The sequence below is a fragment of the Nostoc sp. DedVER02 genome, assembly GCF_034530675.2.
Classification (GTDB): Bacteria; Cyanobacteriota; Cyanobacteriia; order Cyanobacteriales; family Nostocaceae; genus Nostoc.
In genome coordinates this window covers 240499-261946 of record NZ_JAVRCP020000002.1, presented here as the reverse complement: position 1 = coordinate 261946, position 21448 = coordinate 240499, and the positions used below count along the sequence as shown (strand labels likewise).

20 protein-coding genes are annotated in these 21448 nt (G+C 41.1%); 8 read left to right on the top strand and 12 right to left on the bottom strand.

Annotated features, from left to right (window positions below):
• Window positions 1-191: 191 nt before the first annotated feature.
• Window positions 192-632 carry a cyanase gene (gene cynS, locus RMZ41_RS05050; protein ID WP_322640521.1) on the bottom strand — a complete coding sequence of 147 codons (441 nt, stop codon included), beginning with the start codon at window positions 630-632 and terminating at the stop codon, window positions 192-194.
• A gap of 103 nt (window positions 633-735) precedes the next feature.
• Window positions 736-909, bottom strand: coding sequence for a hypothetical protein (locus RMZ41_RS05045; RefSeq protein ID WP_322640520.1), 174 nt, complete (start codon window positions 907-909; stop codon window positions 736-738).
• Window positions 910-930: 21 nt separating this feature from the next.
• Here RMZ41_RS05045 and RMZ41_RS05040 point away from each other — a divergent pair, with 21 nt between their 5' ends.
• Both RMZ41_RS05040 and RMZ41_RS05035 read left to right on the top strand, forming a co-directional pair.
• On the top strand, window positions 931-1827 hold the full coding sequence (locus RMZ41_RS05040) for an SPFH domain-containing protein (protein ID WP_322640519.1): 897 nt from the start codon (window positions 931-933) through the stop codon (window positions 1825-1827).
• A 118-nt stretch (window positions 1828-1945) separates the two neighbouring features.
• Window positions 1946-2338, top strand: coding sequence for a nuclease A inhibitor family protein (locus RMZ41_RS05035; protein WP_322640518.1), 393 nt, complete (start codon window positions 1946-1948; stop codon window positions 2336-2338).
• Between the two features lie 287 nt (window positions 2339-2625).
• On the opposite strand, the gene RMZ41_RS05030 is transcribed toward RMZ41_RS05035, so the two are convergent.
• Window positions 2626-3465: a DNA/RNA non-specific endonuclease gene (locus RMZ41_RS05030; protein WP_322640517.1), complete on the bottom strand. Its 840-nt coding sequence runs from the start codon at window positions 3463-3465 to the stop codon at window positions 2626-2628.
• Window positions 3466-4186: 721 nt separating this feature from the next.
• Between RMZ41_RS05030 and RMZ41_RS05025 the strand changes: the two genes are divergently transcribed.
• Window positions 4187-4372, top strand: coding sequence for a DDE transposase family protein (locus tag RMZ41_RS05025; RefSeq protein ID WP_322640516.1), 186 nt, complete (start codon window positions 4187-4189; stop codon window positions 4370-4372).
• Between the two features lie 93 nt (window positions 4373-4465).
• On the opposite strand, the gene ctpC is transcribed toward RMZ41_RS05025, so the two are convergent.
• The 3 genes from ctpC to RMZ41_RS05010 all read right to left on the bottom strand — a co-directional run bounded on the left by ctpC (window position 4466) and on the right by RMZ41_RS05010 (window position 7669).
• Entirely contained in the window at window positions 4466-5749 is a 1284-nt protein-coding gene (gene ctpC / locus RMZ41_RS05020; protein WP_322640515.1) for a carboxyl-terminal processing protease CtpC, read from the bottom strand.
• Window positions 5750-6050: 301 nt separating this feature from the next.
• On the bottom strand, window positions 6051-7277 hold the full coding sequence (ispG, locus tag RMZ41_RS05015; protein ID WP_322640514.1) for a (E)-4-hydroxy-3-methylbut-2-enyl-diphosphate synthase: 1227 nt from the start codon (window positions 7275-7277) through the stop codon (window positions 6051-6053).
• A gap of 245 nt (window positions 7278-7522) precedes the next feature.
• Window positions 7523-7669 (bottom strand): hypothetical protein, encoded by a 147-nt coding sequence (locus tag RMZ41_RS05010; protein ID WP_322640513.1) that lies wholly within the window; start codon window positions 7667-7669, stop codon window positions 7523-7525.
• Between the two features lie 238 nt (window positions 7670-7907).
• Here RMZ41_RS05010 and RMZ41_RS05005 point away from each other — a divergent pair, with 238 nt between their 5' ends.
• The gene (locus RMZ41_RS05005) at window positions 7908-8945 is read left to right on the top strand and encodes an isochorismatase (protein WP_322640512.1); all 1038 of its coding nucleotides are present in this window, start codon (window positions 7908-7910) and stop codon (window positions 8943-8945) included.
• Window positions 8946-9014: 69 nt separating this feature from the next.
• On the opposite strand, the gene RMZ41_RS05000 is transcribed toward RMZ41_RS05005, so the two are convergent.
• Window positions 9015-9929 (bottom strand): M23 family metallopeptidase, encoded by a 915-nt coding sequence (locus tag RMZ41_RS05000; RefSeq protein ID WP_322640511.1) that lies wholly within the window; start codon window positions 9927-9929, stop codon window positions 9015-9017.
• 337 nt (window positions 9930-10266) lie between these two features.
• Between RMZ41_RS05000 and RMZ41_RS04995 the strand changes: the two genes are divergently transcribed.
• Window positions 10267-11475 carry an HhoA/HhoB/HtrA family serine endopeptidase gene (locus RMZ41_RS04995; RefSeq protein ID WP_322640510.1) on the top strand — a complete coding sequence of 403 codons (1209 nt, stop codon included), beginning with the start codon at window positions 10267-10269 and terminating at the stop codon, window positions 11473-11475.
• A gap of 390 nt (window positions 11476-11865) precedes the next feature.
• Here the strand turns inward: RMZ41_RS04995 and RMZ41_RS04990 are convergent, their stop codons facing one another.
• From RMZ41_RS04990 to ispD, 3 genes are all read right to left on the bottom strand, one after another.
• A complete protein-coding gene (locus tag RMZ41_RS04990; RefSeq protein WP_322640509.1) occupies window positions 11866-12213 on the bottom strand; it encodes a DUF760 domain-containing protein in 348 nt (115 codons plus the stop codon).
• 276 nt (window positions 12214-12489) lie between these two features.
• Complete coding sequence (gene scpB / locus RMZ41_RS04985) at window positions 12490-13026, bottom strand: SMC-Scp complex subunit ScpB (RefSeq protein ID WP_322640508.1); 537 nt, start codon at window positions 13024-13026, stop codon at window positions 12490-12492.
• A 199-nt stretch (window positions 13027-13225) separates the two neighbouring features.
• Window positions 13226-13909, bottom strand: a complete 684-nt coding sequence (gene ispD, locus RMZ41_RS04980) for a 2-C-methyl-D-erythritol 4-phosphate cytidylyltransferase (protein WP_322640507.1) — start codon at window positions 13907-13909, stop codon at window positions 13226-13228.
• A gap of 69 nt (window positions 13910-13978) precedes the next feature.
• Between ispD and RMZ41_RS04975 the strand changes: the two genes are divergently transcribed.
• Window positions 13979-14938 carry a glycosyltransferase family 9 protein gene (locus RMZ41_RS04975; RefSeq protein WP_322640506.1) on the top strand — a complete coding sequence of 320 codons (960 nt, stop codon included), beginning with the start codon at window positions 13979-13981 and terminating at the stop codon, window positions 14936-14938.
• 117 nt (window positions 14939-15055) lie between these two features.
• Here the strand turns inward: RMZ41_RS04975 and RMZ41_RS04970 are convergent, their stop codons facing one another.
• Window positions 15056-15541 (bottom strand): CRR6 family NdhI maturation factor, encoded by a 486-nt coding sequence (locus tag RMZ41_RS04970; protein ID WP_322640505.1) that lies wholly within the window; start codon window positions 15539-15541, stop codon window positions 15056-15058.
• A 461-nt stretch (window positions 15542-16002) separates the two neighbouring features.
• Here RMZ41_RS04970 and RMZ41_RS04965 point away from each other — a divergent pair, with 461 nt between their 5' ends.
• Window positions 16003-16455 carry a Fur family transcriptional regulator gene (locus RMZ41_RS04965; RefSeq protein ID WP_322640504.1) on the top strand — a complete coding sequence of 151 codons (453 nt, stop codon included), beginning with the start codon at window positions 16003-16005 and terminating at the stop codon, window positions 16453-16455.
• Between the two features lie 75 nt (window positions 16456-16530).
• Here RMZ41_RS04965 and RMZ41_RS04960 read toward each other — a convergent pair whose 3' ends face one another.
• Window positions 16531-19536 carry a pentapeptide repeat-containing protein gene (locus tag RMZ41_RS04960; RefSeq protein ID WP_322640503.1) on the bottom strand — a complete coding sequence of 1002 codons (3006 nt, stop codon included), beginning with the start codon at window positions 19534-19536 and terminating at the stop codon, window positions 16531-16533.
• Window positions 19537-19683: 147 nt separating this feature from the next.
• On the opposite strand from RMZ41_RS04960, the gene RMZ41_RS04955 reads away from it, so the two are divergent.
• Window positions 19684-21444, top strand: coding sequence for a DUF3685 domain-containing protein (locus RMZ41_RS04955; protein WP_322640502.1), 1761 nt, complete (start codon window positions 19684-19686; stop codon window positions 21442-21444).
• Window positions 21445-21448: the final 4 nt, after the last annotated feature.

Below are 21448 nucleotides of genomic sequence, written 5' to 3'. Positions count from 1 at the left end.
TGTAGTTTTGTATATATAATTTCCAAGTTTATGTTGACTCATAGCAGTATAACTTGAAACATATATAAATTAAGTTTTAACTATAGAAAATAGCTTCATTGGAATTAACTTTGTATTCTTGTGCATGAGAATATACTCTTGAAATAATTGCTTACAAATCAATATACAGGTTGATATAACTTCTTAAAATACTACCATTTTTTGTATGGTAGAAATTTTCCAGACATAATGATTTTAACGCGATCGCCTTTGGGGTCTGCTTCTTTTTCCACATCTAAAGTAAAGTCAATGGCGCTCATAATCCCATCGCCGAATTTGTCGTGAATCACGGCTTTAAGTGGGAATCCGTACACCTGCATAATTTCGTAGAAACGATAAATTAATGGGTCAGTTGGTACAACTGGGCCTAATCCTTTTAGAGGATATTCAGTTAACTCGTTAATATAACTTGCATCTAGCCCCAACGCTTCGACTAGTAACTTAGCTTCTTCTTGGGAAGCACTAGCTTGACGGTAAATTAAAGCAGCAATCCATACCTCATCGCGTCTAAGGATTTTTTCTAAATCAGCAAAGCTTAATCTTTTGTCTTGTTTTGCTGCTAATAACTTTTGAGTAATTTCGGGAATGAACACTTGATAACTCCTGTGGTGAAAATCTGTATAGTTTGCTTTTTTAATTTTTCATACAAAAAAATATCCAATAATCTCTTATGGGGTAGGTATCTTGCCATTGGTGTCAAGTTAAGACATCAGCCCAGATGTCAAGAGAACGAGCAGCCGTTCTTTGGTGACGTTGACGGACGGCTTTAACCAAGTCCATCGAACGATAATGTTCGACAAGCCAAGGAATAAGTTGTAACTTATTAGTTTCATAAAAGCATCTGGGAACTATGTGATTAAGTATATCCATCTTAACCACAAACAAAAACTCATGGGCTTTATACTCTCTCTCCTAAGTAGCCTGATTGCAATTCTCGTTTATCTGAATACAGGTAAGATATCTGGCGAAAGATCGCGTTTAGCGGTACGCGCAATTACGATATTGATTGGCAGTATTGCAGTCTTTAATTCGTTTTCCAGGCTTTTAGTGATTGTACCACCAGGCAATGTCGGTATCGTCAATTTTTTTGGTCAAGTTGACGAAAATACCCTTGCTCCTGGTGTTCACTTGGTAAATCCCTTTAATAAGGTACTGAATTTTTCCACTCGCCTTAAAGATGTGAAAGAAAACGTTGATGTAACATCTCAGGAAGGTTTGAGCCTAAATCTTGATGTCAGTCTTCAATACAAACTAGATCCGCAAAAAGCTGCAACAGTATATAAAACAATTGGGACTGACGAAACCCAACTGGTAATTTCTAGATTCCGCTCTACTGTTCGAGCCATTACAGCAAATTACCCAGCTAGTGCTATTTACTCTACAAAACGCCAAGAAATTGCTCAAAAAATAGACCAACAACTCACCAATGAAATACCCACTTTGGGCTTCATTGTCGAAGAAGCTCTTTTGCGAAACGTCAAAATGCCTGATGTTCTGCAAGCTGCAATTCAAAATAAACTCAAGGTAGAACAAGAAAATCAGCAGATGAAATTTGTTTTAGAGAAAGAACGTCAAGAGGCGGAACGGAAGCGGATTGAAGCACAAGGTATTGCTGATTCGCAAAAAATTATCTCTGGTGGACTCACTAACCAAGTACTGCAATTACGAGCGATTGAAGCTACAGAAAAACTAGCTCAATCTAATAATTCTAAAATTGTAATTATTGGTTCTGAGAAAGGCGGAGTACCTATTTTGATCCAGCCTGACGCAGGAGCTTCAAAGCCATAAAATTTTCTGATTAGCGATCGCTTAAAATAGAATAAATAGTTAGTATATCTCTCTTTGGGCTTTCTACCTTGCTGCTGGCTGAATGATACAGTATAAGCGTTGCTAAAAACTGATAACTATGAGCGGCGAGATTGTCGAAAAACTCAAGGAAGCTAGTACTGGCTTGTTAATGATGAGCGAGTCTGATTACCCTTTTGAGGTTGTTCAATGGAAAGGTGTTGCACCTGCAACACAAGAGAAGATATTACAGCTAACAGGTTCTCAAAACCTGCCAATCGAAGTAGTAGAGTTGGACTATCTTTTTCGTAATTGTGCATTTGAGCAAGAGTGGCATAATGAATTACAGAAACAAGATGTTAAAAAATTTCAAACACTTATTCAGACACTTAAAGATAATCTTAGTGACATCAAGGTTTATCGTGTTGGACAAATAAATATTGACGCTTATATCATCGGACAAACTAAAGACGGTGACTTAGCTGGAGTAGTTACAAAACTAGTTGAAACCTAGTAAGCAGTTTGAACATTTGTTTAAACAAAAGCCTAGCTGTACATATGGCTAGGCTTTCTCGTTTATCAAAACAGAATTCAGCAGTTAGAAGTTACGTCTGATGTGAATTATCCAAATCAACGATAAATCAAGGGTTTTAGCGTCTAATCCACATAATGCGTAAGTTAAAATTCAGTTGGGTATTCTGTACTTTTAGCGGATAGGGTAATGTAAAATCTGGGAGGAAGCAAGCTACCCACAGCGTCTTGATTCTGACTCCTGAATTCTGAATTCTTCTGCGATCCAACTTATAAAGTATCGATTTGTGCTTCAATTACAGACTGAATAGATGTTGAAACTTGTGAGAGAAAATCGTATCCAGTTAGGGATTCTAATGAATCAACGCTAACCCGATAGTTTCTCCAATTCGCTGTTCGCACACCTTGAGCATTGGGAATATTGACAGCAATGACTCTCGTGCTGGTTGTCACACCACCAAGACCTGAACCAGGAGTATTTAATACAACAATAATTTTCCAGGTTCTGTTAGGGACTTGAACCCGTCCATCAGCTATTGTAGAGAACGTTCCGTTAGAACCATTACCGCCTATCCCATATCCACCAGATATGATATAGAGTTCTTTACCCTGTCCTACTAAAGTTCTGGCATAATCCTCTAGGCTTGCCCAAATTCCCTGATTGTTATCTGGGGCTTGAGCAATCATATTACTCATCAAAAAAGTGGCAGAATTATTAGTAACACTACTAGTTCTGTCAGCACTGGGTGTCATGTGACCGCGATCAAATCCACTTCCACTAAAATCGGTAGATTGAACTTGATAACACCCAGAAGGTAGTGTTGTATCAGCCCGAAAAGTATCTTGTCTCGGTGTGCTACCTAACCAACTATTATTCAACTGCCAAGACACCCAATTTGGTCTACCTATTCCGCAGTTATAACCAATTACATATTGTGGTTTTACCAATAAGTAATTATTTTGGCTAGTAGTTCCAGCATTGCTAGGGTTGCCAAGGGTTAGATGAACGCTTACTGATGACTGAGCTGGTACAATCTGTGCTAACCCAATTATGAATAAAACCACCGTCACGAATGGCAGTAGAAACTTGAAAATCCTGATTTTTTTCACGTTTTTGTACTCTAATTACAAAAACAGTGTCCAAGTTCTTCGCTTCAATATCAAGCATACAGTGATACAAAAATAAATATTTTTAGAATGCTAAATATCGAGTGATACAAGAGCCAAAATCTTTATTCGGCAGAGCTAACAATCAAAAAATATACTTTTTTGATGAGCGGTGGTTCTAAAATTTTCATTTCTTGTACACCAACATTTATACATCTATAGCAATCCGATTTGATTCGGAGAATTACTCGTAGAGACTAGGGACTCTTTACTAGGGACTGGGAAGAACGAATAAAGGTGTACTGAGTTTTTTTCACGCAATCAAATATGAGTCCTATAATCAGCAATGCAAATCTTTTACTTGTTTAACTACACTTTATTTTTTGATTAAAATTCATCAGTGGATAGCCAAGAGCAATAACAAATTTATTCTTCCTACGGCGATCGCTTGTAGATTAATTTTACGGCAAAATAATATTACCTAACTGGAGTAAAATTTAAGTGAAATTCAGGTTAAGCGATGCCTACGGCGGTAAACTATGCAACGCACCTAAACCAAATCAAAAACTCTGAGGAGATAAAATTAGACATTGTTACAGAAACCATGTCTAAATCATATCTAAATGACTTTAGCAATTAACTTCGGTGCGATCGCATAGGTGCGAAAATCCTTTCTCTATGCCGTAAAATTTTTACAGTAAAAAACAAATTTTTCGTTTCAAGCATGAATGAATCAGAAACTTGGTATATTGTCAAGCAATCTGCTGGAAACTGCAAAATCGTCACCAGTGACGAAGTTGGCGACGATGATTTAGAGACTATAGAACAGTGGGGGCCTTTTAGTTCAGAGGGAGAGGCGATCGCTCGGCGTGTCGGACTCATTAGGTCTGGAAAGTGCCAACCAGTTTAACTTTTGTAGAGACGTGATTCATCGCGTCTCTACAAAAGTTATAAATAATGGTTTTTATCCTAACTCCTGACTTCTAACTTTATTCTTAAATCTTCATTTTTCTGCTGTGGCTGTGCCCTTAGCAGCAATTTTTTTACCTATAACTTCCACTGCTTTAGCGAATTGTGGATCTGCTAGAGTAGCAAGTTTATCGCGTTCATGGAGCCATAATTCCTGCATTTGCTCTTTGGTTAACTCTACCTTCACATCTGGATTAATACCTTTGTGATTAATATCTGTACCGTTGGGAGTATAGTAATGAGCAATTGTTACTGCCAATCCTGAGCCATCTTCCAAGGGACGTACTGATTGTACTAATCCCTTACCAAAGGTTTGAGTACCAACTAAAGTAGCACGCTTATTGTCTTTCAAAGCCCCTGAAAGTATTTCACTGGCACTAGCTGAACCTTTATCTACCAGTACTACCAGAGGTTTATCCGTCAAGGCGCGTCCATTTGCCTCTTCTTTTTCTGCCTCTCCTTGGCGTTCAACAGTGGAGACAATCTTACCTTTATTTATCCACATCCGGGCAATGTCTACACTGGAGAACAGTAAGCCGCCTGGATTACCACGTAGATCCAAAATGTATCCAGCTACCTTTTTGCTTTCTAAATCCTTGATAGCTGTTTGCATTTCTTTACCAGCATTGGCGCTGAACTGGTTTAAACGAATGTAGCCAAGATTACCTGCTGGAGTTTGCTTCTGGGAATATTTCACGGGATGGATTTCAATGCGCGCCCGTTTGATATCAAACTGTTTTGTCTGACCATCGCGCTGAATCGTTAAGCTGACTTGCGTTCCTGCTTCACCTCGAATCAGAGATACTGCTTGATTAGTATCCATCCCCTTAGTGCTTTTGTTGTCGATTTTGAGGATGACATCTTTTGCTAAAACACCAGCTTTAAATGCTGGTGTGTCTTCAATTGGCGCAATTACAACAAGTTGCTTCGTTTTTTCATCTTGACTGATAGTGATCCCAATCCCTATCAATTCTCCAGAGGTATCCACTTGCATATTCTTGAATTCCTCGGGATTCATAAACCGGGTGTATGGGTCATCCAGCTTTTTCAGCATTTCCCGAATAGATTTATACGCTTCTTGGGGATTACTGTAGGACTTGCTTAAGTACTCCTTACGAACAGCCTGCCAATCTACTTGATTAAAAGTACCGTCTACATATTGGCGCTGAACAATTTGCCAAACTTCATCTACTAATTCCTTGGGACTTGCTTTAAATAAAGCCTGACCTCGTGAATGAATGCCAAGGCTAGTAACTGCGATCGTGGAAAGTGTCACTGCCGTAGCACCCAAAACAAGCCTACTTTTTGTAATCACCATAATGACAGCTGCATCAGAGGGAAAATAATATATAGTCAGTATGCTCAATCTAACACAGGCTTATACTGTACAGACCGAGCATGTATCCTAATTTAAACAAAATACTTGACAATCCGGCGACCTTAGTCGTTATCAATACAAAAGTTTTAAGAATTGGGAATGGGGAATGGGGAATGGGGAATGGGGAATGGGGAATGGGGAATTGGGCATGAAGAAGAGACAAGGTAGAGGAGGGAGACTTGGGAGAGACTTATTCAATAATTCCCCCTTGTCCCCTTGTCCCCCTGCTCCCCCGCCTCCCCTACGGTTCTACCCAGCGTTCATCAGCCTTAATGAGGTTAATTAATTCCTCTACACCTTTATCTTCCGGGACTTTTTTAATCTCTTCTCGGCCACGATACAAAGAAATGTAACCAGGTGTTTTGCCTACATAACCATAGTCGGCATCGGCCATTTCACCAGGGCCGTTGACAATGCAACCCATAACTGCAATATCTAGCCCAGTCAGGTGTTTAGTGGCTTCCCTGACTTTATGCAGAACTTCTTCTAGGTTGAACAAAGTGCGTCCACAAGAAGGACAAGCAACGTATTCCACCATTGTTTTTCGCAATCCCAAAGCTTGGAGAATGCTGTAGCAAACGGGAATTTCTTTTTCTGGTGCTTCTGTCAGTGACACGCGAATTGTATCGCCAATGCCATCAGCAAGTAAGGTAGCAATACCAGCTGTGGATTTAATTCGCCCGTATTCACCATCACCGGCTTCGGTAACGCCTAAATGTAGCGGATAATCCATACCCAGTTCGTCCATACGCTTGGCGATAAGGCGATAGGCAGCTAGCATCACGGGTACTCGTGAGGCTTTCATCGAAATTACTAAGTTGTGGAAATCTAGAGATTCACAAATGCGAATGAATTCTATGGCAGATTCCACCATTCCTTCTGGGGTGTCACCGTAGGTAAATAGCATCCTTTCCGCGAGGGAACCATGATTTACCCCAATTCGCATCGATTTACCTTGATCTCGCAAAGAAACTACTAGAGGTTCTAGGGTTTCGCGGATTTTATCACCAATTTCGTCAAATTCAGATTGAGTATACTCGGTTCGATTAATGTTGGGCTTTTCAAATACATACAACCCCGGATTAATCCGCACTTTTTCTATGTGCTTGGAGACTTCCACAGCGATTTTCAGTCCGTTGTGATGGACATCTGCCACAATTGGCACGTCTTGGTAAGTTTTTATTAATTTTTGTTTAATTTCTGCTAAAGCTTTAGCATGAGCCATACTTGGCACTGTGACGCGGACAATTTCGCAGCCAATTTCGTGCAAACGACGAATACCAGCCACGGAACCATCAATATCAAGGGTATCTTCGTTAATCATTGACTGCACTACAACGGGGTAGCCACCGCCAATGGTGACATTTCCCACCTTTACGGGGCGAGTTTTACGCCGCTTGATAGTTGTATCAAAGGTAGGTTGGCTGGATGTAGTATTTGAAGTATCTACTATGGGCAGAGTTTGCATAACCTGATTAGGTAAATTTGCTGTCGTTAAAATATCAGATTTGATAAATCTCTGTTTCCCAGATTGCCACAGGTGGTGGCTCTTTTGGTGATTAGATAGAAAAAAAGGAAAATAAAACAGGCAAAGAAATAAAGAGCAATTTAAAGGTTTTGCTCGTTTGTAAAGATATATTACTTAAAATCTTTTTAAGTGAGTAGCTTGAGTAGCGATAGCTTTAACCTGATTAAGTTGCGTTGCTCCTAAATTTACACACACCAGATACTATCCGCTTTGACTATACCTCCGTATTCATGGAAAACATATTGACCAGATTCTAAAGCAGTGGCATATTCCTCTAGCCAGTTCTGAAAACTTGAAGCGACGAGTTCTCGAATATCGTTGTCATGCCACATCTGAATAACTTGTCCAAATTTCCTGCATACTTGTAGCTGCCTCGGATTATAAATATTTTGCCTTATGGTTGGTTTACAGATGAGTGGTTAGATCGACGTTGGCGATGTTGCAAAGTTTAGATGAGAGCGATCGCTAAACTTATCTTTATATAATACAAATATACTATTAATTTTAGACTTAAGAAAATTTGGGGATTGAAATTGTAGATGTTATTACAGAATAAAAGCAATTGTAATTATGAACACCCAAATAACACCCCAACTACTAATTCCCCCACACTTTAACCCTGAAGAAGTGGGTAAAGTCTGGCGCGTACCTTACCAAGAACGTGCTACCGAAGCTGAAATCTGGGCGAAGCAACACGATATCAAACCTGCATCTTTAGATAAAACCCGTATTTGCCTCTTATTAATTGATGTCCAAAATACCTTCTGCATCCCTGGCTTTGAATTATTTGTAGGCGGTAAATCAGGTAAGGCGGCGGTGGATGATAACGTCAGATTGTGTGAATTTATCTATCGCAATTTAGGAGTAATTACAAAAATTGTACCTACTCTAGATACTCACACAGCAACGCAAATCTTCCATCCAATTTTTTGGGTAAACGCCGCCGGAGAACATCCGACTCCAGCCGCAACTAATATCACCACAGTAGATATTGAACAAGGTATCTGGAAAGTTAATCCAGCAGTTGCTCAAAGTATTACTAATGGAGATTATGAATTATTAGAAAAACACGCTTATCATTACATTAGAAAACTCAGTCAAGACGGTAAATATCCCCTCACAGTTTGGCCTTATCATTCTATGTTGGGTGGTATAGGTCATGCTTTAGCTTCCTCGGTAGAAGAAGCAATATTTTTCCATAGTATTGCTCGTCAAAATCAGACGCAATTTGAAATTAAAGGTGAAAATCCCTTAACAGAAAATTATTCAATCTTGCGTCCCGAAGTGTTAGAAGATTTTGAACAACGTCCACTTGGTCAAAAGAATGCTCGTTTAATTAAGCAACTTTTAGAATTTGATGCAGTAATTATTGGTGGTCAAGCTAAAAGTCATTGTGTCGCCTGGACAATTGACGATTTATTAACAGAAATTAAACAGGTAGATGCTACCCTTGCTCAAAAAATCTATCTACTAGAAGATTGCACTTCGCCCGTTGTTGTCCCTAGTGTTGTGGACTACACAGAACAGGCAGATGCAGCATTTGCAAGGTTTGCAGAGGCAGGAATGCACATCGTAAAATCTAGCGAAAATATTGGATTTGGTAATTGAGAATTGGGAATTGGGAATTGCGCTTTCGTTATTCTTCCTGTGCCCGTTATCTCCTTTATCCCATACTCTTTATTTCTTCAAGTAACCCTTTGGATCTTGTGCTACCCAACCCAGAGATGAGGTAGAACGTACTTCAAAATGGAGATGCGGTTGAGTGGAAGTTGGTTTTCCACTAGTGCCTACTGTTCCTAGTAAGTCTCCTTTTTTTACTTGCTGACCGACGGTAACTTTGATGCTGTCAAGCTGGGCGTAGCGGCTTTGGAGTCCGCCAGGGTGGTTAATGATGACTAACTTGCCATAAGAACCTTGATCCTTAGCAAAGGCTACAGTTCCAGGTGCGATCGCTACTACATTACTACCAACTGGTGCTAACAAGTCAACACCACTGTGGAAGAAAACTTCACCTGTCGCCGGATTAATTTGCCAGCCGTAAGCTAATCCTACAGTTGCCACTTGTGCCAAGGGGTATCCAGATAGGGATGCACGGTTTGGCGCACCTGCATCAGTAGGTAAAGGGGATTTAGTTACAACCCCATTGGGCGACCAATTTACCCCCGGAACAAACACAATTCTGGGGTCTTGTTGGCAGCCATTCACCTCAAAAAGGCTATCAGCCCGGACTTTATATTGTGCTGCCACTTGTCGCCAAGTTTCACCGCGAGGTACTTCAACTACAATCCCATTGTAGGGAGGAATTTGAAGCACACTACCAACAGATGGGTTGGTGAAACCCGCCGTAGGCATCGCACCATTCTGCAAAGCTGGATTCATGCCAATAATAGTTGTAGGAATGAGATTATAGCGCTGCGCTATGCTCTCCAAAGTTTCGCCACGAACAACTTTATGGCGTTGGAAGCGAGATAGGGCTGGAGTTGGGCAACCATCTACAGCAGCATTAGCACTGTTCAAGTTTGGCAGTATGCTTACTAGGCCCAAGACGCTAACTAAGCTACAGAGAAAAAGTTGACGAAAAGGTAAAGTCATGTATCAAGGTCAAACGCGCATTAACTTTAGATTTTAGATGCAGAGTATGGAGATTGGGGAGATGAGAGGCAGGGAGCAGAAGAGGCAGGGGGCAAGGGGGCAAGGGGACAAGGGGACAAGGGGGAATTACTGAATAAGTCTCTTCCAAGTTTCCCCCCTCTTCCAAGTCTCCCTTGTCTCTTCTTCATGCCCAATCCCCAATGCCCAATCCCTAATCCCCAATGCCCAATTCCCAATTCCCAATTCCCAATTCCTAGTAAATTGATCTGTCCACTTCCCGTTAGCTTGACTACACTTAGAAATTAGCAACTGCATTGCTCTTTTAAGCAGAATGATTATGAAGTTATCTTTAAAGCAACTAGGCGTTTATGTGTTCTTACTAGTGTTCGGCTGTGGTGCAGGTTTGTTTGGCAGTCGCTATCTTCTGCTACAAAATCCCTCATTCCAACAGTTAAGAAATGTAACAATGGCTTCCCCTCCAGAATCTGTAGTGCCAAATTCTCCTAACGGCGGGATTGGGGCTACTGGAGGGGATAATGTAAATTTTATTGCGACAGCAGTGCAAAAAGTTGGCCCGGCTGTGGTGCGAATTAATGCTACTCGTAAAGTAGCCAATCCGATCTCTGACGCTTTGAAAAATCCCCTCTTGCGGCGATTTTTCGGAGAGGATGAGCAACCAATTCCCGAAGAACGGATTGAACGCGGTACAGGATCGGGATTTATTTTGAGCGAGGATGGAGAATTACTCACTAATGCTCATGTGGTAGCAGATACAGATACGGTACAAGTCACCCTTAAAGATGGTCGAAGTTTAGAGGGAAAGGTGGTAGGAGTTGATTCTGTGACAGATGTGGCAGTGGTAAAAATAAAAGCGAATAATTTACCGACTGTGAGACTAGGCAATTCACAAAACTTAATACCAGGACAGTGGGCGATCGCAATTGGCAATCCTCTGGGTTTAGATAATACTGTCACTATTGGCATTGTCAGCGCTACCGATCGCACCAGCACTCAAGTTGGTGTCCCAGATAAGCGAGTCACCTTTATCCAAACTGATGCTGCAATTAACCCTGGTAATTCTGGTGGCCCCTTGTTAAACGCTCAAGGCGAAGTGATTGGTGTTAACACTGCTATCCGCGCTGATGCTCAAGGACTTGGTTTTGCTATCCCCATTGAAACCGCCGCCCGCATTGCTAATGAACTTTTTACCAAAGGGCGTGTAGAACATCCTTTCTTGGGTATTGAAATGGCAGACCTTTCTCCCATCAGAAAACAGCAGATTAATCAAGAAAATCAACTGAACATTCAGCAGGATGCTGGAATTGTGATTAAAGGAGTCACAGGTGATTCTCCAGCCAAGCGCGGAGGATTGCTTCCTGGAGACGTGATTCAAAAAGTTAACGGTAAACCAGTCAAAACCTCAGCCCAAGTTCAAAAGCTGGTAGAGTCCAGCAAAGTTGGGGACATTTTAGCTATTGAAGTCAGCCGTAGCGGGAAAATTCAAACCTTCAAAGTACAATCAGGAGCTTATCCTGAAAGGAAATAACTCAAAATAATTCGTAATTCGTAATTCGTAATTCGTAATTAAGAGGGTAGGAGTTACCACTAAAATATGGGATTTGGTGGTTAATTTAGACAATAGAGAATTTAAGCTTCCAATAATACCGGAGCGTAAAGCCTTCTCTTGTTGTATTGGAGATAGTTTGTGAACGAAAGGTTTGTCTGCGACACCCACGCGAACGCAAAGGCATAGCTTCTTTACAAGACGCTACGTATGCTTGTTTGTCCGTACAGTACGCTTAGAGCGAGCCAGACGCTTCTACGGACGCTCGTTCCCCGCTACCGCTTCGCTAAGGCTAACGCTTCGCTCTTGAGTGTCTTGTAACTACGAATTACGAATTACGAATTACTTAGTCATTAATCCCAGAATGTTTGACTATTGACCATTAGACAAATGCTCTAACTGCATTCTTTGTTCCATTTGCCGCAGAAAATACCCCGTCATCATGGCCGACGCTAGAAGCCCAGCTAAATTATCCCGATCTGTTGTGATTTGCACGTTGAAATTTTCTGCTGGGAGCATTCCCACTAGTCCTTGAACATTTTGCGAGATGATTTGTTTAATTTCAGGGCTAGCGGACTGAGCAATCCTTGCTAAAACATCAGGAGACTGATGTTGTAGATATTTGAGTAACTGATTGGGGTATTCCTCAGAGTGGTCGGAAAGAATTTGATTAGGGTGTTCCTCAGAGTTGTCATTTAAAAAGTCAGGATTAAACACCATTGGCAGTTTTATTTAGCTTAATTGCTAACTCTACTCTAAACCATAGTACAAGGCTAGCGCATTTACCACGGGTATTAAGTCATTGGAATTGGGAATTGGGGATTGGGGATTGGGGATTGGGGATTGGGCATGAAGAAGAGACAAGGTAGACAAGGAAGAGGAGGGAGACTTGGGAGAGACTTATTCAGTAATTTCCCCCTGCCCCCTGCCCCCTGCCCCCTGCCCCCTGCTCCCCTACTCCCTGCCCCCTGCTCCCTACCCCCTGCTCCCTACTCCCTACTCCCCACTCCCCACTCCCTCTAGTTCTAGTTCTAATTGTTCTTCCTTCTGGGCGGTGGAAAGTATTTGCGGGAGTTGTTCGATTTGGAAATACTGATGAAATTTTGGGGTTACTTGGAGTGAGTAAGAACGAGAATCGCTGTCTCGGCGTTTGCGGATAAAACCAAGTTCTACGAGTTCTGGAACGTGTTGATATACTCCTGAACCGCGTAAATTAATCAAGTCGCTCTGGAGTATGGGATTATTGAGGGCGATCGCTGCCAAAGTCCGCAATGCACCTACTCCCAATTCTACTGGTATCATCGTTTGCACTAAATCATGAAAATCAGACCTTAGTTGCAAACTGTAACCATCTGGGGTTTCTACTACCTCTAGGGCGCTATCTCGGTGGGCATAGTTGTCCATGAGTTCAATTATGCCTTCTTTGACAGTGGCGCGATCGCACGCGGCATACTCGGCGATTTCGCCGAGCGACAAGGGTTTACCCTTTAAATACAGAATTGCTTCTATCTTCGTCGCTGTGGCTGTAATCATTTAGTCATTAGTCATTGATCATTGGTCATTAGTCATTGGTCATTAGTACATGACAACTAATAATCAACAAGTGTGTGGCATTATATCGTAAATTGTCAAAATATTGTTAGCCCTCAAATTGGAATTGGACATTGGACGTTAATTCATTTCTAATTCCCCATTCCCAATTCCCAATTCCCAATTCCCAATTCCCAATCCCTCAAACACCTCTAGTTGTGAGAATAAATTCTGCGATCGCTAAATCTTGGGGAGTTGTCACTTTTAAATTTGTTTCCTCTCCCTCGACAATTCGGACTTCAATACCACACTTTTCAAATAAAGCCGCGTCATCAGTTACTTCCCAACCATGACGGACTCCTTCAGCGTGGCACTGTTTCAACAACTTGACATCAAATCCTTGGGGAGTTTGTGCTGCCCACAATTTTTGTCTGTCGGGCGTTTGTTGAATTATGCCTTGTTCATCGACAACTTTGATGGTGTCTTTGACTGGTACACCAGCAATTAAACCGGGACAGTGGCGAATGGCTTCGGCACAAGAGTTAAATAAATCTGGTGTGGCGAGACATCTAGCACCATCATGAATCAACACTTGTTCTGCGGCGGCTGGCAAAGCCTGCAAGCCATTGTAAACAGACTCTTGACGGGTGGAACCACCTTGAATCAATTCCACTGGTTTCGTGAGCTTGAGATCGGCGAGAATTGCATTGAAGTCTGGCCAATCGTTAGGCTGAGAAATAATCCCGATCCAACTGATTGTATTGGCGGCTTCTGCGGCTAATAGAGTCCAGGCAATAATTGGTTGCGATCGCACTTTCAGCAAGAGTTTATTGCGGTTACTACCCATTCTTTTTCCTATTCCCGCAGCTGGAATTAGTAAATACACAGAATTCCTCAATCTTTAAGCTATATATTTTCCCCTAAAATAGGGAGCGAGTAAGCGTCAATAAATATTATGCGAGTAGTAGCCCTTGTACCTGGCGGAATTGGCGACCAAATTCTCTTCTTTCCGACTCTAGATGACCTGAAGCGCCATCACCCTGATGCTCAGATAGATGTCGTTGTTGAACCCCGGTCAAAGGCTGCCTACCGAGTGAGCAAGTCAGTTCACGAGGTGCTGAACTTTGATTTTCAAGACCGTAACAGTCTGGCAGATTGGGGTAATTTGGTGGGGATAATTCGCGATCGCGAATACGATGTTGTCATTGCTGTGAAGCAAATTTGGTTACTTGGTCTTTTACTCTGGTTAACGGGAATCCCCATACGTATTGGCTACCAAGGCAAAAGTTCGGTTTTTCTGACCCATGCTGTGCCATTTAAAGCATCCCAATATGCGGCGACAGCATATCACGATTTGCTGCAACCTTTGGAAATAAATAGCCCTGTTCCAGAATTAGCAGTAAATGTGCCAAAACCGGATATTGAGTGGGCACAAAATGAGCAAAAACGCTTAGGCGTGCATGAAACAGGCTATATCTTGATTTATGGGGGTTCTGGGCAGTTAACCCAGGCTCAAGAACTGGATAAAATCTATCCTGTCCAAAGTTGGCATCAAATTATTCAAGGCTTCCAAGACAAGCAGCCGGATCTGCCTGTGGTGGTTGTTAAGGGAATTGACGATGAGCAGTTTGTGCGATCGCTTCTGGGGTCTTCTCCAGATATCAAAGTGACTGCCCCTGATGATATTGGCAAGTTAACTGCTATGATTGCCGGGGCAAATTTGATGTTGTCTACTGATAATCCGGCACTACAACTGAGTGTTGCAGTCCAAACCTATACCATCGCCCTATTTGGGCCTACTGATCCAGCTAAATTGTTACCGAAAAACGACAAATTTTTGCCGATTAAATCTCCCACGGATAAAACGGCAGATATTTCACCAAACGCAGTTTTAGAGAAAATCTGGGGTGGCTAAACCAGCAGTTTGCCCCAATTTCTGGAATTAGTCTATGGGATATCCAATGTAGTTATGCGTTTGTTGAATGACCGCAAAACCTGGTTGTGACAGCTAGATTTTGCGGTTATTTCAGTCTCAAAATATCTCAAAAAAAGCATCATCTAATTCATAACCCAGCATTTGGGCCATAGACTTCAACCGCGACAGGCTGGGGATATCTTGCTGTTTGAGCCAATCACCTAAAATAAAGATTTTGTGCATCAAAAATATCTCTAAGGCTTCAGGATTATACTGAATACCATCTTTGGAACTGAACTGGTGCGGTACAAGCATGGCGGCATAACGAGCAAATTCTCCAGCTTTCCAATCTAGTAAAAATGCTAACCAGGGGTATTTGGCATCTAGACGCACAAACCACAGCCGTACTTCTGGAATTTCTGAGAGTTCCCGAGGATCGCCAGGTTCGAGATCGTAATTGATATCAAAGCGTAGTTGCTGTTCATGGGATGCAATCCCATCTTGCAGTATTTGTTCAATCACCGTTGAGGCAGGCGAGAGATCCAGATTGTTAATGAGGTCATTATTGAGTGCGATCGCAATTGTCTTTGACTCAGCAGCCACTTTCTTTTTGCTCAACTGTAGGATCGAGAATATACAGTAGCAGTTTTCAGGCATTGACGCTAGATTGACCCTTACTAGCACAAAGTCTTTTTTACAAAGCAATTAGTATTTAGTGATACTAATTCTGACTAAACTTGCATTTTATACTTACTCTTTATCCAACTTACATAGTATGCCATTAGCATCAGCCTACTTGGGAAAGGCAACGCCTGCCCCAATGTGGACATTTACAACAATTTTAAGTTAAAGTTGTAATGAGTTTGTTTTAGATTAAGGTCTGACAAAGTAGCCATCAACAAGCAAAAAATAGACCATAATTTATCCTCACCTGTTACTTTCGCAGCATCACAAGCCAAAACATAAGTACAGGTAGAACAATGGTGTGCAATATTATTGCATATATTAAATAACCAATAAAAATTGAAATGGGAAAATTCCCTTAACAGTTAACAAGCTGTAATATGCAAAAACAAACAATTTCTACAAAACCAATTCGTTCTTTAGAAGATGCGCTAGATCGGTGTCAAATCCTCGGTATGCGCGTCAGTCGTCAACGCCGCTTTATTTTGGAGTTACTTTGGCAAGCAAATGAACATCTTTCTGCTAGAGAGATTTACGATCGCTTGAACCAAGAGGGTAAAGAGATTGGCCATACTTCTGTTTATCAAAATTTAGAAGCATTATCTAGTCAAGGCATTATTGAATGTATTGAACGCTGTGATGGGCGTTTGTACGGCAATATCAGTGACTCTCACAGTCACATAAACTGTGTGGATACAAATCAAATTCTTGATGTTCATGTAGAACTACCAGAAGATTTGATCCGCAAAATTGAAGAAGAAACAGGAGTACGGATTACTGAATACAGTATTAATTTTGTTGGCTACCGTAACATGCAAAATGATGAAAGTTAGGAGTTGGAAGTTGGAAATTAGGAGTTAGGAGTCAGGAATATTCTTTTTAATTCCCCATTCCCCATTCCCAATTCCCTATTCCCCAATAGAGTTATTGCTAAAGACAGTTTCATCATCGACATCATCATATAAATCTACAGGCAAAATTGTGCCTTCGGAGCTTTCAATTATTCCGATCGCAGGAAGTTTGCTCCAATTATTATCTGGATTGGTCGTAATTTGGACAGTGTTTAAGAAGGGTTGTTGCGATCGCAAATTTTTCAATCTTTGAAATGACTCTTTGGAAAACAAAGCACCATTATCAGCAGCTAATTTTTTGCCAGCATCACCGAGGATAGCATCAAATAAGCAGGCGTTGGTGAGATCGGCTGAATTAAGATTTGTCTCCGTCAGGTTAGCTTGTTGGAGGTTTGCACCTGCAAGATTCGCATGTTGGAGGTTTGCGCCTGCGAGATTTGCCTGTTGAAGGTTTGCGCCTGTGAGATTCGCCTGTCGCAGGTTGACTCCAGCCAAATTCGCCCCCATTAACTCGGCATTAGATAAGTTTGTCTGCTCAAGATTTACCCCAGCTAACATTACTTGTAATAAAGATGCTCCCGATAAATTCAGTCCAGCCAAAGACTTGATTCGCCTTGCGAAGGCACTTTTGTGCAAAACAGTTGTTCTCGCAATTAGTACATTTAAAGCCTCTGGATTGAATTCTGTGAAATTGAGCGGATTCCCACAAGGCCAAAAAGGGATTTTTGTTTCTCGGTAGCAAGCACAGAGTAATAAAAACACATTCAGCCCTACCGCCGCATTTAACTGCTCAACATTCACCGGGTTTTGTAGTGTATGGAAATGACTCAAAGCTTTGTGAGCTATTCCTTCATCTAACCAATAGCCTTGACAGTAAGCACGCCAGAAAGACAAAAGCCGTTGGAACAAAACTTCAAAGGAAAATTTGTGCTTTTGCTCCCGACGTAAAATTGCGATCGCTAGTTCTTCAATTTCTTGGCTAAGTATGCCGTAACCCAGTAAATTGTAAATATGCTGGGCGGCGCTACTGGGAGAATCAAGCACAAAAGTAAGCGGGCTATAAGGCTCATTTTGGCACTGAGTTAGTAATTTTAACTCGGCAGTCACAGCCTTAGCACAAAGAAATTCTCCTAACTTAATATGGGAAAACTCAATTAGACTCTGCCGTTGGTGTGAGCTTTCTAAATCCTGAATTTTAAAGTAAAACCTTGGCAAAGTTTTAGATTCCTCAGCCAAATTAATTTGATGACGTTGCGAGTGTAAAATTTTAAGAGCGATCGCTTGCATCTGCTCAAGTAAATCTTGGGGATGACGATTAGCGAGTAAATTAGCGATCGCTTCTGGAGTCCGGTTGATATGAACCGTTCCTGAGCGTAGTAGCATCGTTTTGATCCCACCAGTTAGCGGATAGCCCAACAACCATCGGCTCAGACGATGATAAATTTCCCATAACAGAGAAGACTTTGGCGTACTAGCAGCCAATTGCAATACTTCATCGTTTAGCAGTCCGTCGCGGTGTAAAATGCCCAACAAGTGCAACATTAGGGGTTGACGGACAAGAGTAGATAATTCTGGAAACCTTGACTGGCTGGCAAATAAGCCTGATTTTTTTAAGAATGTAAAGAAATTTTGAGCGATCGCCAACGATTGCACTTTTGCCCAATGCTGAAACCATTGTTTCAATTCGTCTACATCGAACGGCTGAATGATAATTCGCCTCAATGGTAAGGGTATCTCTGGCGCAATTTCCTGTAATGTTGTCGAGCGGCTCGTTAACACAATTTTGTGTCGATGCTGAGATTGAAAATTCAATAATTGCTGAATAAAAATTGCTTTTGCTCTTATACCATGAGCAGAAGAGGGCAATTCATCTAAACCATCTAGTAGCAACAAACAAGGAAGATTTTCTTGCTCTAACCAAGTTGAAAGATTAATAGGAAAAGCAGAATTTAGAGTTTCGATTAAAGTTTTGCCATAAGTTATATCCCTGAGCCTAATTATTACAGGCATCCAAATCGGGTAAACTTCTTGTGCTATCTGTGCCGCCCAAAGTTGGCAAAAACTAGTTTTGCCATAACTAGGTTCCGACTCAATAATTGCGATCGTTTCTAAATCAGCTAACTGTTGTTGTGCCCATGTCTTTAAATCAACTGTTTTAACAGCTTTTTTATCCAAATCAAAAATACTTTCCTCTATTGGTAAGCCTTTTTGTGACACATAGATATCCTTGAGAGTAAAGGATTCTATAAGTAAAGGCATACTGAGGTTTTGTATCAAACTTGCACGGTAATGTTCTCGATGCAAGTCAATTTTCTCACCAACTGGAGAACCAACTTCTGGAGCGATCAAACTAGGAGATAATGAAATCCCCAAACGGAAGAATTTTTGCAGTTGAGCTAAAGGGGCAGCATTTTCAGTAACCACTATTAGCATGTCACCAGGAAGTGAGTTGACCAAACGCTGTGTTAAGAGTTTAGCTTCATATTCCTCTGCACCATTGGCAACAAACCAAGCTATGACAGCATGATTTATTTGTTGCACCAGTAATGAATCTGCAACCAGAGATAGGGCTTGTTCTGCTTGAGTATCAGTTAATTTACCTGGACTAAGAGTTTTTAGCAATCCTTGCAGTTGCGGATCTTGGAGGTTGATTTTAGCTGCATCCTCTTTAAGTATTTGTGCTTGAATTGGTATACTTGCCCGATCTAGCCACGGTCTTTGTAGGCTTGCTTCCTGCTTTAAAATTGCTTGCAAAGCTTGGAGATAGGCAATTTGGAACGCTAACCATGTCCCTTCATTACGTTTTAACGGTTTCTTTTGGCTGAGACTACGTAACAGGTTTTCTGTCAACTGGGAAATGACACTAATTTCTTCCCAGACAATTCCTAAAGGCAGTTCTAAAACTTCTACCAAAGTACAGATATCAAAAGGCATAAGGCTTTTGACTTCCATATCCTGAACAATCCGGTAGGCAATACCTGCCAATTGTCCCGACGAAAACCCGCTGATTTGATTGGTTGCAATATAGCGTTCTGCCAACCAGTGCCGAATACTCAAGTTCATTTAATTACACAGTGACTGCTGCATAAGGCAATTATGATCGATTTCTCAGTTTGCGAAAACAGGTAACAATGAGGGAGACAAAGTTTTGTTTGTATCAAAGTTGTTTTCTCATTGGTAAAAAACAGTGTTTGTGTAATTGAATAGACTATGAGCGATCGCCATTTAAAATTATTGTTATTCGACCAAGACCCGATTTTTCGTCTGGGATTACGGTTAGCTCTGGAAGCAATTCCTAATCTGGAAGTAACAGCAGTAGTAGAAACTGATACCACCGCCTTGCAGATTTTAGCAGAAATTGCCCAAGAAGACCCTAAACAGGTAAATTTACTGGTTTTGGAATTTGGTAATGGTCGCTCCACCACCAGCCAGCAGCTAGGTTTACAATTCTGTCGGCAACTCAAAGCTTTATATCCTAACCTGCCAATTTTGCTTCTTAGTTCTGTTCGAGAACAAGGACTGTTGTTAGCTGCAAAATCTATTGGTGTAAACGGCTACTGTCCCAAAGGTACACCACTTACTGAGTTAGTTGCTGCCATGCAAAAAGTTGCAGATGGTGGTGACTATTGGTTTAGAGACACCGAAGCGATCGCAACTCCTAATAGTACAGACGCGATTAATCGTGTCTCTCCTCGCTCCCCTCTCCCTTTTTCTAAACTACGAAATAATTTACATTTGTCAGGTATTGCTTACATTGACGCTACCCTAGCCGCAGTCACAGCACAATTACAAGTTCCCGGATTACCAGTACTAGATCGAGCAATTCTAGCTGGACAGAGGCGAGAACTCTTAGCGGCTCGTTGGTTGCTAAATAGGTTATTGGTTCCATCACAACAAAGGCAAGAGGAACATATTCCGCCTGCTGATGAACCGCTCACCCCTTCATTGAGTAGTGCCATTCAGCAAAGGGAAACTGTGTCACCATTGCTTAGTCCCGGAACACTACAATCTGAATTGTTTGCATCTTGTATTACCAAACTTCAATTTCCTTTACGAAATGTCACAGATATGCCTTTAGAGATTGACATTTTTCGTGAAGATAAAAAACGAGAATTGTTTTATCTTATCCTGCAAAAATTGTCTCAACAGTTGGATGAACTGCGTGCGTCTCAAATCGAAATTAATCAATTATATGAAGTAAAAATTACCTTATTGTGTGACTTATGGCAAGCAGCAATTACAGATTTCTTTGGGAGATTCTCTCGAATAAGAATAGGAAATAAAAATATAGAAATTGTTAATTTATTGTTACAAAATACAGAAGTGGTGCAAAGAGATATTCTTAATAATATACCGTTAGTTTGTGAGTTGTATTCTTATCTACTATTTCAAACAGAATTGAACATTGATAATACTTCATATCCAGTAGTGAGCGCTGAAGCCAAGTCTCAAAACTTAATGATTTTAGAGAACTTGTTGATTCAGATAGCAAATGGGGTAGTGCAACCACTGTTAAATTCTTTAGCTGATGTGGAATTGATTAAGCAAAACTTATATGGTCGGCAATTTATTTCTACAAGAGAAATTGAGCGTTTTAGAAATGACTTGTCCTGGAAATATCGGTTAAGGAATTATATAAATGAGCCAAAAGCAGTTTTTGAAAGCCGCTACGATCTATTTGTAATTGCGCCTCGCGGTATTGCCAACACTTCAGTTTATGCTCCTCGCAATCAGGAGTTAGCAAAACTTTCTAATATTCCTTTAATAGTGACATTGCTTCTAGAATTTAGTGACGCGATCGCACCGCGTTTAAAATCACTCTTATCTTTTGTAGGTAGCGGCATAGTTTTCATCCTTACCCAAATAATTGGTAGGGGTTTAGGTTTAATCGGTCGTGGTATTCTTCAAGGTATTGGTAGCGTTTCGTTACTAGAAAAAAATCTGAGACGAAATAGCGATCGACCCAAGTGAAGAA

Excerpts from the sequence above, each read along its gene's own strand:
- RMZ41_RS05005 (WP_322640512.1), top strand. The coding sequence starts at position 7,908 with ATGAACACCCAAATAACACCCCAACTACTAATTCCCCCACACTTTAAC.
- RMZ41_RS04995 (WP_322640510.1), top strand. The coding sequence starts at position 10,267 with ATGAAGTTATCTTTAAAGCAACTAGGCGTTTATGTGTTCTTACTAGTG.
- RMZ41_RS05000 (WP_322640511.1), bottom strand. The coding sequence starts at position 9,929 with ATGACTTTACCTTTTCGTCAACTTTTTCTCTGTAGCTTAGTTAGCGTC.
- RMZ41_RS04960 (WP_322640503.1), bottom strand. The coding sequence starts at position 19,536 with ATGAACTTGAGTATTCGGCACTGGTTGGCAGAACGCTATATTGCAACC.
- ispG (WP_322640514.1), bottom strand. The coding sequence starts at position 7,277 with ATGCAAACTCTGCCCATAGTAGATACTTCAAATACTACATCCAGCCAA.
- RMZ41_RS04975 (WP_322640506.1), top strand. The coding sequence starts at position 13,979 with ATGCGAGTAGTAGCCCTTGTACCTGGCGGAATTGGCGACCAAATTCTC.
- RMZ41_RS04965 (WP_322640504.1), top strand. The coding sequence starts at position 16,003 with ATGCAAAAACAAACAATTTCTACAAAACCAATTCGTTCTTTAGAAGAT.
- RMZ41_RS04990 (WP_322640509.1), bottom strand. The coding sequence starts at position 12,213 with ATGGTGTTTAATCCTGACTTTTTAAATGACAACTCTGAGGAACACCCT.
- RMZ41_RS05045 (WP_322640520.1), bottom strand. The coding sequence starts at position 909 with ATGGATATACTTAATCACATAGTTCCCAGATGCTTTTATGAAACTAAT.
- RMZ41_RS05025 (WP_322640516.1), top strand. The coding sequence starts at position 4,187 with ATGAATGAATCAGAAACTTGGTATATTGTCAAGCAATCTGCTGGAAAC.
- RMZ41_RS05010 (WP_322640513.1), bottom strand. The coding sequence starts at position 7,669 with ATGTGGCATGACAACGATATTCGAGAACTCGTCGCTTCAAGTTTTCAG.
- RMZ41_RS05040 (WP_322640519.1), top strand. The coding sequence starts at position 931 with ATGGGCTTTATACTCTCTCTCCTAAGTAGCCTGATTGCAATTCTCGTT.
- RMZ41_RS04955 (WP_322640502.1), top strand. The coding sequence starts at position 19,684 with ATGAGCGATCGCCATTTAAAATTATTGTTATTCGACCAAGACCCGATT.
- scpB (WP_322640508.1), bottom strand. The coding sequence starts at position 13,026 with ATGATTACAGCCACAGCGACGAAGATAGAAGCAATTCTGTATTTAAAG.
- RMZ41_RS05035 (WP_322640518.1), top strand. The coding sequence starts at position 1,946 with ATGAGCGGCGAGATTGTCGAAAAACTCAAGGAAGCTAGTACTGGCTTG.
- ctpC (WP_322640515.1), bottom strand. The coding sequence starts at position 5,749 with ATGGTGATTACAAAAAGTAGGCTTGTTTTGGGTGCTACGGCAGTGACA.